The organism is Virgibacillus sp. AGTR (assembly GCF_016919725.2).
Taxonomy (GTDB): Bacteria; Bacillota; Bacilli; order Bacillales; family Amphibacillaceae; genus Virgibacillus; species Virgibacillus salarius.
This window is the reverse complement of sequence record NZ_JAJERH010000017.1, coordinates 18,008-30,738: the sequence shown is the minus strand read 5'-3', so window position 1 is coordinate 30,738 and position 12,731 is coordinate 18,008. Positions and strand designations below refer to the sequence as shown.

The window sequence follows — 12,731 nt, the reverse complement described above, 5'->3', positions numbered from 1 at the left end:
TTACTTCTTCTTTTTGGTGTATTTAGAGCGCTTTTTCTCAAAATGCTGTTTCTGTCGTTCGTCTTGTTTTATCTTGATATATTGAAGAACATCAGAGACTACACCAATAGTATGCTCTGTGGAATTATTGGTTTTTGGATATATATCTTCAAAAGCACCTTCTCCAATAACCTCGTTTGTAATTAGTTTTGTTTCTTCTTTTACCTTTTCCAATGCTTCTACCAGCACTTTTTCATCATTTTGCTTTGCTTGTGTTTCTATTTCATCCCCTAATTTATTTAATCTGGAAGCTAATTCCGCATACTTCTTTCTTTTATCATCTGAGGTATCTATTTCATAAACTGTTCCATCAATTGAAACTTCTTCTATCGCTCTTTGAATACCTATTTCCTTCATCTAAATTCCTCCCATAGAAAAAGAGCAGCCATTTGGCTACTCTTATAATGTAGTTACATTTACAACAGTTGACGGATCGGATTCAGTACCATATTTATCATTTATTGCTGTTACATAAAATGCATAGTTGGTAGCTGTTGTTAGCCCGGATACCGAATAGCTATTTATGGATGCAGTGTCAATTTTTGCACCATCTTGATATACGTTATACCCACTAGCACCCTCAGCGGCATTCCAATTTAGATCAACACTCGTATCTGTTTCATTGGAAGCTAAAAGGCTAGTGGGCGCCTTAGGGAGTAGGCGCTGTGTATTGTGGCTTACCAGCAAAATGTATCTCGAATGAAATCTCACCTTTTGCCATGGCATCCCCACCGGGTCCAACAATATTTGCTATGGTGCATGGTCCTTCGAAAGTGGATCCATCTGGTAAAGTTAAACGGTAATCGGTACGCCTCGCTGGTCCTATTTCAAGCACCTTTGAATAGATGTAGTCTTGCGCTGGATCACCATAATAGCGATGACCTGAAAATGAACTAATGAGTTGTGCACCAATAACATCAGTTTCTCCGTAACCATCCCCATCATAATAATTATCCTGAGAAGTCTCTTCGTTTGGATCTGGCTCCATACTAGTGATACCTTTAGCTAACCTTCCCCATGTTTCCGTTTCTTCATTAGGCGTTATATTAATTTCCATCTTGTATTTTGAATTTAATAAGAATCCTTCTGGCATGTTCATCCTCCTTAAATATATAATTCCGCCTCAAATAAGGCAGTCCAAAGAACACCGTAACTCGTCTTTTGTACAAAATTAGGTGTTGTTGTACATTGAAATGAAACCAAACGAAAAGAGCCATCACGACTTGTGATAGCTCCATTTGATAGGTTTTCATATTCGCTCATTAATCGATTAATCATGTCATAACCTTCTAAGTTATCTTGATGATGTACTAATAGCTGAAAGCTAAAAGGGTATATTAACCCCTCTTCCATGTATCTCTCGTTTATATTGGCTGGCGATGGTCGTATAGCTATGCTGTTTCCTTTTTGATTATACATACCAATACCAACAACGGAAGGTGTAAATGACAACCCTTCTGTATACGATTTTAATGATTCTAGAAAGTCTATTATTTACACCCCCTATATTTTTAATCGAGTGGCTTTTTGCGCTTCATCTAGCCATTGTTTCAATTTTTCAGCTTTAGATGCTTCAAACCATAATCCTCTGGCATTAGGGTTTTTATCCTTACTAAAGTTGTACTGTGGATTGTAATACAATTTCCTTGCATACGGTGTATCCCAAGCGACTTCCCCTTCACCTATTTTCGAATGCGAAATTCCGCTTTCCTCTAAATAACCGTAGTCTTTAGGAATATAATAATTACTATCCTTCAAGACAAGATTATCCAAAACAAATTGACCATATCCTAACGCGTCATCTACTTTTTTGTTTACCTTCTTGGTATCAAAGTCTACTTTAACTTTAAACAACTAGATCACCTCTATTGCTAGGTGATGAGGGTCACTATCAAACGCACTCGGGTATTTAACAAGAGTTGCTTCTCGTCCTGTTCCTCTAAAGGTTATTTTATCCCCTGCTTTAGCATCATCAGGGAAATAGGATGAATTAACACGATCTATAATAACCGTATGATTCGCCTGTTTCCCCTCACTATTCGAACTTCTATTCATAGAGGTTATAGGAACAACACGTACATGGTTAATGGTTATTTCCTCGCCGTATTCATTGTTCCAACCATCATTGCCAATCAAAGGCTGATATTTAACGGAATGTACTAGCAATTTTTTAGGAATTTGTTTAATAATTGCCATAGTTAGCGCACATCCAATCCAGTGTAAAGCAACCCTGTAATTTTGAGATATTCTAAGGCAGAAGGACTTACTCGCTTTGATTGCTTGCTAGCGTTTCCACTATTACTTGCCCCTCCATCTTGATATGAAAAGGAGTCGATGCTTACACTAGTAAGTTCGCTTTCTGTTCCTGCATCTATTGCTGAAACTCCACCCTTTTCGGCATAAAATTCAACCTGTGCAGCAGTAGATTTCTTGATCTGCTCTTGAATAAAAGGAATGTAACTATCAAACCCTTTCATCTGGATCTTGTAATTAGTTACTTGATCTATAACCTCGCTGGCGCGCTTGATATAACGGTCTAGTGTCTCTTCATCTTCTACAGATTCGCCTAAGAAATCGTCTATATAATAGGTTTTATCAATATACATAAAAGCACCCCCCTTATTTAGAGGATGCCTTTTTATCTTCTTCCAATTCTTTCTTTAATGCTGCGTTTTCTTCTTTAAGTGTCTTGATTTCTTCTTTTAATGCCTTATTTTCATTTAATGTTTTCTTATGGGTAGCATCAGCAACAGTTTTTGATTCCTTTCCTTTAACTTTTCCATGTTCATCAGTCTCCTGATACCCCATTGCTTTAAGTTCTTTAATTTTTCCATTATCTTCCTCTTTTAGAACAACATTTTCTTTACGTAAAATCAATTTCTATTCCCCCTCTATTATGCGCCTGTATCAGGTGCTTTATTGGATACAACTACACCCTTAGCTTGATTTTTTAGTACGAACAGATCATGATACAAACGATTTTGGTATAGGTATCCATCGCCTTCTGTATGTTGACCTGGTTGAAATAAATAAACGGAATTTAGCTTTGCTTTTGCAATAACAGCTCCACGATAAACAATTATCCAATTCAATTGTTGTGCATCTACTGCTGGAACAAAACCATCTGTAAAATCAAATGCAGTATGAAAACGATCTACATCGAATACTTCTATAAGTTTTACACCATCTATAACTGTTACTCTTGTTTCAATGTTTGTATTTTCATTCTGTAATGAGAAGTTACCTTTCCCCTCTTTATAAGATTCCACAGCATCCATTACATCTGTAGATACATAGACCTTGAGGTTAGCGGTTCCGTATTTACGAACTTTTTTAATATCCGCCTTTAAACGATCAAATACGTCTTTTGGTGTGCCTTCAGTTACATTTTCAGCCGTATCCTGACCAACATCTTTCGCTTTAGCTGCTAATTTAGAAAAACGGTAAGCATCTATTTCAGGACCAGCATTTTCATTTAGAAAAACTCTAGTTACGTTAGCTGCACTCGCTGCTTGATTAGACTCGTCTACATCCATTTGATCAACAAAAAATTCTACATCACGATCAAATTGTAGTGTATATGGTTCATGAGTTACATTAACGGAACCTCGGTTAAATCCACCATTACGGCTATGCTGTTTGTACCCAGAAACAGCTAGAGAAGGAACATGGAAAGTTCTTGCCCCCATCCAATTCACACTTGGTGTTTCAAGGTCATTTGTTAGTGTAGCTTGCTTAATTACTTGGTCTAATTCAGTTTGATACTTTTGTGCATAGTTAATAGCATTTGGCATGTTATCATCTCCTATTTTCCTAATAATGTTTGTGCAAAGGCATCTAATTTACCTTGCTGTTGGTGTTTTGCAGTCGTAAAAGACGGCTTAGATTCTTCTTCATCTTGTTTTCCTGCAAAATGCGGATAATCTTCTACTACTTGCTTAATAGCTTCTTTGATATCCACATCATCATTAACCTTGGTCTTAGCTAATGTAATGACAGCTTCCAAATTCTTTTCATCTGTGATACCTGCTTTGATAGCTTCATTTTCTGCTTGCAAATCTGAAATGGTAGCATCCTTTTCATTGATTTGAGATTCGAATGTGGTTAACTTCTCATTCAACTTTTCTTGCTCTGTCTTTTGGCTTTCCTGCCATTCTTTAAATTGCTTCATACCTTCTTTAGCATCCTTGAACTCATTGACACCTAATTGTTTCAATAGCTTTTCCTGTTGCTTCTTTGTTTCTCTAGCAACAAGGTTGTTAACATCCTCTTGAGAGAAAGTTTTGTCCTCTGATTGTTGGGAATCAGTACCCGATTTATCTTGTGTTTGGTCCTGTTGTTGGTTATTTCCTCCAGCTTGGTTGTCAGCTTGCTGGTCGCCCTCATCTGTTCCCTCGCCTCCATCGGCAAAGAATTGTAAGTTTAACGGTAAAAATTTAAGCATTTATATTTCCCTCCATTACGGATAATTGTCCTTCTGTCTCTTTAACGCCTAACAGATAAAAGGCATAATAAAAAAGCCTTTTTATGTCATGCTAAGGACAATCTAACCAAAGTATTTAGGTTCTTTATCTTTATTCTCTAGGTCATGCACTTTTTTAGCTAAGGTCAGCAACATATTTTCCAAATGTCCTACCTTTTCTTCTAGTTCCTTTACTTTCTTACCCATTATCTCACCTGCTCCCTGTCATACCTTCTGGTACGATTAGTTTCGTTAATAAAGTTTCTTATATTCGCTTGTCTATCCAGTACCTTACGCCTTGCTATCTCAGCACCTTCTTTATCCCCTAATTCGTTAAGCATCATTTCCTCACGTTTTGCATAACGAATACGTCTTTCCAGATAACGCTGCTTTTGACTACTTTCGTATTGCTTATCATTAGTTTCTTGGTCATAAGGATGATATGTTTTTTTCATTCCTTCAAAATAAGGATACTTAACATGACCACAATTCACACCAAATAAACCAGCAGGATGCCCAATACTGGTTTCTGATAAAGTTGGATATTTCTCGCTGTTACCACTTCTACTAAAGATACGCCCTTGATATGGTTCGCATAATGGTCTGGCTCCTGCATGTGAGCTGATTTCCACTAGATCAACACCATATTCATTAAATCTAGTATCTTGCATTCCATTGGCTACATCGTTACTTGTTGAACGCATTACCATACTTGTATAAGCTTCCGTAGACCATTGCCGCCCCTTTTTATCAATTAACGCCGGAACACCTTGTTCAGCCCATTTACTGGCTGTTTTTCTCAATGCTTGTTGAGCTGTAGTTACTCCTGCTAAAACCTCGCCTGTAGTTTGATTAATAATGTCTAAATATATTATTCTTGATTGATCTAGCATAGTTGAATTAACTAAATTAAAGCTGTTCTTGGCTTGTCTCTCATAACCTTCTAAGACCTGTAGCAATGAACTGCTTTCTTTAACAGGGGGCACTTTATTAAGCTTACCTCTTTTAGCTCCATCTTCTAGCATTGGCTCAATGTCTAATAATGATCCATACCCAGCCTTTTCTATAGCTTTCATAATCTCTTCACTTGTTTTACCAGAATGCTTTCTTAGTAGCTCAATATTTTGCTTGTTTAGTGACTCTATTTCATTCAATGCATTCAACTGCCATGATTCTATGTCATTATTCAGCACAGAATCATACTTTTTAAGGCGTTTCGCTATGTTCAAGAGTATTTGTTCCTCGATAACTAAATAAACGTCTGTGACTGGCTTAGATAGCTTCTGTAATTTACGCTTATTCATGCCTTTTCACATCTTTTAACGGGATCACTCTTTCGCCTTTATAAATTAATGCTAAACCACCTCTCTTTACAAGGTTAGTTCCAACATCCAAACTAGGTATTTTGTTCACTATTTTCCACCACCAGTTCCGAAGAAGTCCATTTCTTCTGCTGTAGCTGTCTTATTTTCCTCGTTAATCTCTGCAAGTAATTCCTCGGCTTCTGTTTCACCCAATCCATGTATTTTCATGATCGCTCGCTTACGTGAATTCAACTTATTATTTATCATTTGAATTTGTTTAGCTATTTCAGCGTTTTTGTCCTCAGCAACAGAATCATCAAATGCCACTGTAACTTCAATATTTTCTGGTGCTGTATAAATTTTATATTGTTCTGCTATTTGAACGATTGATTCAATTAATTCATGTATTCCAGCCTCGATAATCGTTTCATGTGATTTTTTAGATTTGAATGTTTTTGATTGTTCACTTACAACCTCTGTTGCTGTTTTCATGCTCTGTCCATCAAAAGTAAATGTACCTGCGCTAAAACCTGTTTGCATCGCTAAGTAGTTTAGATTAGCGTTTATAGCTGATATATGTTCATCCACTCGCAATTCAACTTTAATATCTTTTACAGGACTTTCTTCCGGATCACCGAATTTAAAAGCCTCGTATGTTTCGTCCTCTGGATCAAAGTAACGGTGAATTTCCTGTGTGTTTGGATCTACCGTTGTTTTTACCATCTGAGCTGGTACGATAATACGTTTTTTCCCAAGCCTAAATTCCCTATTAAAGCTATCGAATTGGGTATCTATTGTTTTTAAAGTATCGACAGCGTTAGCAAATAAAGAAATACCCAATGGGCTTTGAGTATCGATGTTATTAGCAATATTAGGTTTGAAATACACAAATGAGTTTGCTTTCTTCTCCTTTTTAATAGGAAATACTGCTTTTATTGCAACACCAGGGAAAAAATCATCAAAGCGACCTGTAATATCAACTCCTAATTCTCCTTTAGTATCACTGACATGTAAGGTATTTTGAATAATTAGTGTGTCAGCTTCCCATGTATGCCATTCTAAATGTGTGTAATACTTGTTATTTTTAACAAACTGATTTATGAAAACACCTTCGTAAACCCCTTTGTTATCCCAAGATAAGGGGATGAAGCAATCAGCAGTTACAAATGATAGTTTTATTTGATTGTCTTTTACGTAAGGTTTTATAACCATGCCACCAAGAGCAAAGTTGTATTCAAGATAATCTTGAAAGTTCTTATCAAATTTGTTGTTCTTAAACACTTCTTTGATAAAATCAGAAAGAGACTCATCACTTATGCTGATCTCGCATTTTTCGTTATACACTAACGATGCCATTTCCTCAGAAATAACTTTTGGCATATTAAGCGAGTGCATCGTTCTTGTTTTCTTGCCATCAATAGTATGATAAAAAACTTTGTGTATCTCTTCGAAATAGCCTTTGTATAAACAATTCCATTTTTCAATAGCATTATACATTTCTTCATTCATGTACACGTCTTTCGTATCAGAAAGCTTTTTAATACCTTTAATCAAATTCATCTTATAGAGCACCTCCCTCACCTTTGCTATAAACCGCTTGAACATCGCCTCACCACCTACAACACGTAATTTTTATAAAAGTAATTGTTGGCATATCTTGCCTCATCCAGCGCATGGTTCCAGTCATCTATTGGATTACCGTTATCATCACGTACATACATGCCAATTTCTTTAATAAAGTTGTAATGATCATATTTATCCGTCTCTACTAAGAAGAATTGTTCATTAGTCATAGAGTTCTGGAATCGCTCTATACCAACCTCAATACCTCCACCCTGTTTTTTCGCATCTGAGGCGTTGTTATCTGCCCTTGCTGTATCAATTTGGATTTTATGAAGCTCTTCTCTTAATGATTTACAGGCAGGATCCACAAATACGTCTGTGAATCTCATTTCAAACTTTTCAACACACCAATGAATAAACTCTTTAATCTCTTTGGCATAGGTACTCATGGCTTTTACTTGTCCTGTTTCAGCACCAGAATGATAGTAGTTAGCTACCCGATTCAATCTAAATTTACCATCATACAATGTAACGATATTACAGCTACATGAAGTAGCATCTGATTGCCCACCATCAGCTTCAAAGTACATTTCATATGGTTTCCCTAGCAAAGAAGGAATCTGATTAATGGCTGGATTAAACATGGAATAGATAACGCCCTCTGGCATTACTCTTTTTCCAAACCAGTCACGATCTAGCAAATACGGATTCTTTTTAAGGGTTTCATAGATTTCTTGTTTTCGTTCTTCGCTAATTATTGGGTTATCTTCGATGGTCCAATGAGTCCATCGTGTATTTTGTACATCGAATACTTCTTTAATAACCGGATGATTAGGAGCTGGTGGATTAAGGTCTGCAATATGATATCTATCCTGTGCTGCCATTGTTCGTCTAAAACATTCCTGTATGAATGACATATGAAGTAAATTGATTTCCCCAAATGCCACAGAACCTAGTGACATACCAGTAATAGCACCAACACTATTTGCTTTGGCTCCACCTTTGTAATAAACCTTTTTAACGCCTTTAGGAGTATGAATCTCTAAGTGATCCCCATGTTCATCATGCTTGATTTTTGCTAGATCACCGAATATATGCATTAACCCAGTTCCATCACCGTCAATAAATAGCCTGAAAGCTTGTTCCTGATTATAGGCACTAACTAAATGGTTTGTATCTCTTGAAATGGTATAAAGATACGCTAACCGAAAATGTACGCCTGTTGTTTTACCAGAACGTGGCGTTCCTTCCTCCACTTCTAAACCAACATCAAACGGTTGCTTTACTAGCTGTTTTTGCTTAGGCGATAACTTTATTTTCTTATTCATCATCCGTCACCGCATCTATTAGAACATCTAGCAAGCTAGTATCTTTCTTCTCACCTTTAATAAGCTTAGTGCGTTCCTCGATGAACTCCGTTTCTTTCTTCGTTTTATCATTCTTAATTTGAAGTGCTTCAAGCTGTAATTTTAACTTAGGATCAAACATACCAATATGCTTACCAATTAATTCAGTGGCTTTATTAGCTCCGTTACTATCAAACTGATATTCACCAGTTTCAACCATTTCACCTAAATTGGGATCCCATTGCATAACAGGTTCTTGCTGCATAGATCTATCCGAAATCTCTTTTAACCGTTTTAAGACCCAGTAAGCATCTAACTCCAGTTTTTCAGCTCTTTTATCTTTTAATTCTTTCACACGCGCGGAAATGTTAGCTTTTGTTAACAGTCTTGCAGCAGTCTGCCTAGCTGTTTTCTCACTATAGCCTGCCCTAATAGCTGCCTGAGTAGCATTTAAATCAATAATGTATTCCTGACAGAATAACTCTTGTTTTGCAGTTAATTTAGCCATTTATGTCATCACCCTACCCCCTTGTAGTAGTAAATTTATGCATATAAAAAAGCACCACTATGGGTGCTTTAGATCCTTATACTAAATAAATAATTGTGATAAATAATTTAATAAAGTTTCTTTGTCTTTTTCATCTCGAAGTGCGAACTCATGTCTGTCAAATCCATCTTTATTAACTTTATGTGATACTGTTACCACTAGTACAACATCGTCTTGTACAGCAGTGTCATCTTTATATAGTTCGATTTTATAATCACCAGTATCTAATAATGATTTAATCTTTTCTATCATCTTCTCACCCCCTTTGCCTCCATAATACGACAAAAGGGAATAATTTCCTACACTTCCAACGAAAAAATAGCACCCAAGCCCTCGCAAAACTTGGATGCACCATTTACATATCCTAGTACAATATATCGTAACCGATCACTCACTGACCCCAGGTAATCAATGAGCGTAAATACATAACCGATTCCTTTTGCAACACCTCCTTATAAAGAGTGTGCTAATACCGTAAGGTATTTCTCGGGCTACTACCGCATATAGCAAGAGAACTATATAACAGCCCTATCAATTATCAGAACTTCGTACGTCATCGTACGTCATTATTTTTGATGAAATCCAAGCAACTTTTTACATCATCGTCGTTAAAATCGAACCATTCGCCATTTCGCCTTTTGTGTTTATACCTTTCATGTACTTCTTTTTCTAAAGACTCATATCTTTTTGAGGGAATAACAGCAATAGTGGTTACTCCCAACGGAACCATTGTGTTTAATGATTTCAACCTGTTCACGTGGTTTGTTGTAATTCCTATTTTCACAAGGTTTGAAGCATTATCTTTCACCAAATATATAAATCCGTCTTTCTCTTTCTTTTTATTTCTCTTACCAAACACGTCCACGAATTGCATAGCTTTTAGAAACTTCAATTCTTCCTTTGATAACTTTTTCTCTTTTCTCGCTTCCATAACTCTCACCCTTTATGCGCTTATTTTCTTAACTTTCTCTCTTGCTCTTTCAATATACTGTTGCACAGTACGTTTCTTCAAGTTAAGCTTATCAGCAATTTGTTGCATGCTTAACTGTTCAGCTTCGTGCATGACGAAACATTCCCTTTCTCTGTGAGAAAAATTCCTTAGTAAATCAAGTGTTATGCGCCGCTGTTCCTGACTCATATACAAAGGCTCTCGCTCTAATTGCTCTGTAATATCTGGAATGATTTCTATTTCATCATATTGCTTTTTCCTATAAGCATTCTTTTTATCAACGCCACGATATAATCCTGGTTGCCTCCCTGATTCCATCCACTCAATAGAATACGACATATCATTGAACATGCTGTTAATCTGTTTCCTATCTTGTTTATCTTCTAGTATCTCTGGATCCAATTTGTTTTTTTTCGTTGTTAAGCCCTCGCGTCCCACTTTGTACTCGCCTATTAATTTGTCCGCCCATGTTTGCATTCCAACCAACCCCCGTTTGAAATAATGATTGTACATACTCGCTCCGTTTTACAGGAGATAGTGCGCCCACTCGTTTATCTTTTCTGTATTCACTGACTTTCCATTGATACATTTCTTTCCTCCCACTCGGTTGCAAAAATCGATTAAATTTGTAAAATAGTTGCAATGACATAAAAAGGACACCAAACGCAGCTAATGCTGTCATTCAGTGCCCTGGTTGTTCCAGTAGCTTGTTATTTAATTTTATGTCTTTCTGCTTTAAACAATAATTCCATTTGATTTCTATCAGCTTTAATCCATTCGCCATAAGAAAATCCGCAATCAAGACACTGATAATCCATATACCAATAACCCTCTTTGCTATTTATTCCTTGGCTACAACAACTTCTTACGACTTTCCCATTGTGACTACAAAACAATTGTTTGATTCTAGCTTTAAAACTTACATGCAATTTCATTTTATTAAGCCCCTCACTTAGTATACTTAACCTCATATCGACCAAGCTTCCCATCTTGCCACTTCTGAATAACCTCACCAAACCCAGTTGGAGGCTTATCCATTTTTTCTAGTTTCCCTTGAACAACTCGATAGACTGCATCTTCATTTAAATCTACAGTTGCTTTTGATTCTTTCATGACCTAACCCCCACATTTTAAAATAGAGCCAATCTGAGCGTTTCTATTAATTAAATGAGTAAAAACTATTAACCTGTTATAAAAACGCCCAGAATCGACACATACGTTCTAATTTGCTATATTCCCCAGCCGATCTAATTCATAAATTACGATTTTTGTCCGTTGTTCTTCCTTTTCACATGGAATAATTCTTGATTCCATCTGTTTAACTTGCCGATCATCCTTGTATACGATCTTATTGAGAGCATCAGTAACGCCTTTAAATAGATTATCTATATCAGCTCTATTACCATGTATATAATGAGTTAATCTAACTCCTACATGTCCCTCAATGGGCTTATCCTTCATGTGCTGCTTAGCAATCCACCCAACCTGCTTTTTATATGCCAGATAACGCTGTGCGTATTTGTTCTTGTACATACTCTTTTGAGTCATTCTGACAGCTGGTACTGGCTTACCAGGTATCGTAAATTCAAGCATTTTCAATCAACCAATTTCCGTTAAATAATTCTTCCCAGCTGAACCGACCAAAGTATGACAAAGGATCTGTTCCTTTTAATTCAAGTTGAGATCCATCTGCTGGATCGATAAAATATACCTGTTTGCCATCATTTTTTCTTGCACTCATAGCTTCATCAAAGCTTACATAGTTGGGTTCAATCCTCCACAATGCATTAAGAATTTTCGGCTCCATAGCAACTATTCCTTGTGGGTAATCTACATATTCTAGATTTCCATTTAAGGCTTTAGTTATTTTTATATTTGATTCTTTACTAATGGCGATCTCTCTAACTTTTAAGCTATTCATCATTTCACCAGCAGTAAGCCACGTTTCTTCACTCATGTTTATTACCCCCTCAACCATTCCAGATAGGTTTTATATTGTGTTCTTTGCTATACATTTTCTATCGTCCATTTGCCTGTAATTAAGTCTTTCCATGTGTACGTTTCTATCCAACCTTGTAAATTAGCATCCGGATGTACAGTGACACTCTGATTATGAAAGGGATGGAAATGTGTGATTTTCCCTTTATTCAAAGCTTCCATAGCTTCTTCAAAAGATACATAGTTTGGTAAGATGCGCCATTCCCAATTAATCACAACATTGTTAATTTCAAAGCACTCAGAGTCCTTTTTATCACTATCGATGCGATACCATTTAAAACCTTCGTTATCTCGTATGACAGCGTTATATGCAATATCCTCTATTCCTTTGACATAGGTGTTTTTCAATTCTGCAATCTCCCCAACCTTCAACTTATCTATCATTTCACCTGTAGTAAGCCATTCACTCATGCAATCACTCCTTAGTTTACTTATTTTCGAACGAATATTTTCAGCGTATATCTCTGCATTTCTAGATAATACTTTGGATAAAGTTCTTACTGTTTCTTCATTCATCCCAATC

The 12,731-nt window shown here is 36.4% G+C and carries 23 protein-coding genes; all 23 read right to left on the bottom strand.

Features of this window, described 5'->3' with window-relative positions:
• Nucleotides 1–396 carry a hypothetical protein gene (locus JUJ52_RS08865; protein ID WP_228088879.1) on the bottom strand — a complete coding sequence of 132 codons (396 nt, stop codon included), beginning with the start codon at nt 394–396 and terminating at the stop codon, nt 1–3.
• A 42-nt stretch (nt 397–438) separates the two neighbouring features.
• A complete protein-coding gene (locus JUJ52_RS08860; RefSeq protein WP_228088878.1) occupies nt 439–726 on the bottom strand; it encodes a fibronectin type III domain-containing protein in 288 nt (95 codons plus the stop codon).
• Nucleotides 689–1,132: a phage tail tube protein gene (locus JUJ52_RS08855; protein WP_205388724.1), complete on the bottom strand. Its 444-nt coding sequence runs from the start codon at nt 1,130–1,132 to the stop codon at nt 689–691. Before JUJ52_RS08855 ends, JUJ52_RS08860 begins: the two co-directional genes overlap by 38 nt.
• A gap of 11 nt (nt 1,133–1,143) precedes the next feature.
• On the bottom strand, nt 1,144–1,491 hold the full coding sequence (locus tag JUJ52_RS08850) for a phage tail terminator protein (protein WP_205388725.1): 348 nt from the start codon (nt 1,489–1,491) through the stop codon (nt 1,144–1,146).
• A gap of 51 nt (nt 1,492–1,542) precedes the next feature.
• Nucleotides 1,543–1,893, bottom strand: a complete 351-nt coding sequence (locus JUJ52_RS08845; RefSeq protein ID WP_205388726.1) for a minor capsid protein — start codon at nt 1,891–1,893, stop codon at nt 1,543–1,545.
• Entirely contained in the window at nt 1,894–2,235 is a 342-nt protein-coding gene (locus JUJ52_RS08840; protein WP_205388727.1) for a putative minor capsid protein, read from the bottom strand. It abuts the gene before it with no gap.
• Between the two features lie 2 nt (nt 2,236–2,237).
• Nucleotides 2,238–2,645: a head-tail connector protein gene (locus JUJ52_RS08835; RefSeq protein ID WP_121605520.1), complete on the bottom strand. Its 408-nt coding sequence runs from the start codon at nt 2,643–2,645 to the stop codon at nt 2,238–2,240.
• 13 nt (nt 2,646–2,658) lie between these two features.
• Nucleotides 2,659–2,916 carry a DUF5320 domain-containing protein gene (locus tag JUJ52_RS08830; protein ID WP_121605521.1) on the bottom strand — a complete coding sequence of 86 codons (258 nt, stop codon included), beginning with the start codon at nt 2,914–2,916 and terminating at the stop codon, nt 2,659–2,661.
• 17 nt (nt 2,917–2,933) lie between these two features.
• On the bottom strand, nt 2,934–3,833 hold the full coding sequence (locus JUJ52_RS08825) for a hypothetical protein (protein WP_121605522.1): 900 nt from the start codon (nt 3,831–3,833) through the stop codon (nt 2,934–2,936).
• Between the two features lie 11 nt (nt 3,834–3,844).
• The gene (locus JUJ52_RS08820) at nt 3,845–4,483 is read right to left on the bottom strand and encodes a hypothetical protein (RefSeq protein ID WP_205388728.1); all 639 of its coding nucleotides are present in this window, start codon (nt 4,481–4,483) and stop codon (nt 3,845–3,847) included.
• A gap of 102 nt (nt 4,484–4,585) precedes the next feature.
• Nucleotides 4,586–4,708 carry a hypothetical protein gene (locus JUJ52_RS23340; RefSeq protein WP_255637596.1) on the bottom strand — a complete coding sequence of 41 codons (123 nt, stop codon included), beginning with the start codon at nt 4,706–4,708 and terminating at the stop codon, nt 4,586–4,588.
• A complete protein-coding gene (locus JUJ52_RS08815; protein WP_228088877.1) occupies nt 4,708–5,805 on the bottom strand; it encodes a phage minor capsid protein in 1,098 nt (365 codons plus the stop codon). The genes JUJ52_RS23340 and JUJ52_RS08815 overlap by 1 nt, the downstream gene beginning before the upstream one ends.
• 108 nt (nt 5,806–5,913) lie before the next feature.
• On the bottom strand, nt 5,914–7,410 hold the full coding sequence (locus tag JUJ52_RS08810) for a phage portal protein (RefSeq protein ID WP_228088876.1): 1,497 nt from the start codon (nt 7,408–7,410) through the stop codon (nt 5,914–5,916).
• An 11-nt stretch (nt 7,411–7,421) separates the two neighbouring features.
• Nucleotides 7,422–8,699 (bottom strand): PBSX family phage terminase large subunit, encoded by a 1,278-nt coding sequence (locus tag JUJ52_RS08805; RefSeq protein ID WP_228088875.1) that lies wholly within the window; start codon nt 8,697–8,699, stop codon nt 7,422–7,424.
• Nucleotides 8,689–9,222, bottom strand: a complete 534-nt coding sequence (locus JUJ52_RS08800) for a terminase small subunit (protein ID WP_121605529.1) — start codon at nt 9,220–9,222, stop codon at nt 8,689–8,691. The genes JUJ52_RS08805 and JUJ52_RS08800 overlap by 11 nt, the downstream gene beginning before the upstream one ends.
• Before the next feature lie 81 nt (nt 9,223–9,303).
• Complete coding sequence (locus tag JUJ52_RS08795; RefSeq protein ID WP_228088874.1) at nt 9,304–9,513, bottom strand: hypothetical protein; 210 nt, start codon at nt 9,511–9,513, stop codon at nt 9,304–9,306.
• Between the two features lie 301 nt (nt 9,514–9,814).
• Nucleotides 9,815–10,192: a GIY-YIG nuclease family protein gene (locus JUJ52_RS08790; RefSeq protein WP_228088873.1), complete on the bottom strand. Its 378-nt coding sequence runs from the start codon at nt 10,190–10,192 to the stop codon at nt 9,815–9,817.
• Between the two features lie 12 nt (nt 10,193–10,204).
• The gene (locus JUJ52_RS08785) at nt 10,205–10,687 is read right to left on the bottom strand and encodes a sigma factor-like helix-turn-helix DNA-binding protein (RefSeq protein ID WP_228088872.1); all 483 of its coding nucleotides are present in this window, start codon (nt 10,685–10,687) and stop codon (nt 10,205–10,207) included.
• 233 nt (nt 10,688–10,920) lie between these two features.
• The gene (locus JUJ52_RS08780; protein WP_121605402.1) at nt 10,921–11,145 is read right to left on the bottom strand and encodes a hypothetical protein; all 225 of its coding nucleotides are present in this window, start codon (nt 11,143–11,145) and stop codon (nt 10,921–10,923) included.
• Nucleotides 11,146–11,158: 13 nt separating this feature from the next.
• Nucleotides 11,159–11,323, bottom strand: a complete 165-nt coding sequence (locus tag JUJ52_RS08775; protein WP_205388669.1) for a DUF3954 domain-containing protein — start codon at nt 11,321–11,323, stop codon at nt 11,159–11,161.
• 108 nt (nt 11,324–11,431) lie between these two features.
• On the bottom strand, nt 11,432–11,803 hold the full coding sequence (locus JUJ52_RS08770; protein WP_228088871.1) for a RusA family crossover junction endodeoxyribonuclease: 372 nt from the start codon (nt 11,801–11,803) through the stop codon (nt 11,432–11,434).
• The gene (locus JUJ52_RS08765; protein ID WP_228088870.1) at nt 11,796–12,167 is read right to left on the bottom strand and encodes a hypothetical protein; all 372 of its coding nucleotides are present in this window, start codon (nt 12,165–12,167) and stop codon (nt 11,796–11,798) included. Before JUJ52_RS08765 ends, JUJ52_RS08770 begins: the two co-directional genes overlap by 8 nt.
• A gap of 50 nt (nt 12,168–12,217) precedes the next feature.
• The gene (locus JUJ52_RS08760) at nt 12,218–12,724 is read right to left on the bottom strand and encodes a hypothetical protein (RefSeq protein ID WP_228088869.1); all 507 of its coding nucleotides are present in this window, start codon (nt 12,722–12,724) and stop codon (nt 12,218–12,220) included.
• Nucleotides 12,725–12,731: the final 7 nt, after the last annotated feature.

Bases quoted from the DNA above. Each gene is read 5' to 3' on its own strand.
- JUJ52_RS08770 (WP_228088871.1), bottom strand. From the start codon at position 11,803: ATGCTTGAATTTACGATACCTGGTAAGCCAGTACCAGCTGTCAGAATG.
- JUJ52_RS08815 (WP_228088877.1), bottom strand. From the start codon at position 5,805: ATGAATAAGCGTAAATTACAGAAGCTATCTAAGCCAGTCACAGACGTT.
- JUJ52_RS08855 (WP_205388724.1), bottom strand. From the start codon at position 1,132: ATGCCAGAAGGATTCTTATTAAATTCAAAATACAAGATGGAAATTAAT.
- JUJ52_RS08810 (WP_228088876.1), bottom strand. From the start codon at position 7,410: ATGTTCAAGCGGTTTATAGCAAAGGTGAGGGAGGTGCTCTATAAGATG.
- JUJ52_RS08780 (WP_121605402.1), bottom strand. From the start codon at position 11,145: ATGAAATTGCATGTAAGTTTTAAAGCTAGAATCAAACAATTGTTTTGT.
- JUJ52_RS08765 (WP_228088870.1), bottom strand. From the start codon at position 12,167: ATGAGTGAAGAAACGTGGCTTACTGCTGGTGAAATGATGAATAGCTTA.
- JUJ52_RS08865 (WP_228088879.1), bottom strand. From the start codon at position 396: ATGAAGGAAATAGGTATTCAAAGAGCGATAGAAGAAGTTTCAATTGAT.
- JUJ52_RS08840 (WP_205388727.1), bottom strand. From the start codon at position 2,235: ATGGCAATTATTAAACAAATTCCTAAAAAATTGCTAGTACATTCCGTT.
- JUJ52_RS08835 (WP_121605520.1), bottom strand. From the start codon at position 2,645: ATGTATATTGATAAAACCTATTATATAGACGATTTCTTAGGCGAATCT.
- JUJ52_RS08785 (WP_228088872.1), bottom strand. From the start codon at position 10,687: ATGCAAACATGGGCGGACAAATTAATAGGCGAGTACAAAGTGGGACGC.
- JUJ52_RS08790 (WP_228088873.1), bottom strand. From the start codon at position 10,192: ATGGAAGCGAGAAAAGAGAAAAAGTTATCAAAGGAAGAATTGAAGTTT.
- JUJ52_RS08805 (WP_228088875.1), bottom strand. From the start codon at position 8,699: ATGATGAATAAGAAAATAAAGTTATCGCCTAAGCAAAAACAGCTAGTA.
- JUJ52_RS08795 (WP_228088874.1), bottom strand. From the start codon at position 9,513: ATGATAGAAAAGATTAAATCATTATTAGATACTGGTGATTATAAAATC.
- JUJ52_RS23340 (WP_255637596.1), bottom strand. From the start codon at position 4,708: ATGGGTAAGAAAGTAAAGGAACTAGAAGAAAAGGTAGGACATTTGGAA.
- JUJ52_RS08820 (WP_205388728.1), bottom strand. From the start codon at position 4,483: ATGCTTAAATTTTTACCGTTAAACTTACAATTCTTTGCCGATGGAGGC.
- JUJ52_RS08760 (WP_228088869.1), bottom strand. From the start codon at position 12,724: ATGAATGAAGAAACAGTAAGAACTTTATCCAAAGTATTATCTAGAAAT.
- JUJ52_RS08800 (WP_121605529.1), bottom strand. From the start codon at position 9,222: ATGGCTAAATTAACTGCAAAACAAGAGTTATTCTGTCAGGAATACATT.
- JUJ52_RS08825 (WP_121605522.1), bottom strand. From the start codon at position 3,833: ATGCCAAATGCTATTAACTATGCACAAAAGTATCAAACTGAATTAGAC.
- JUJ52_RS08775 (WP_205388669.1), bottom strand. From the start codon at position 11,323: ATGAAAGAATCAAAAGCAACTGTAGATTTAAATGAAGATGCAGTCTAT.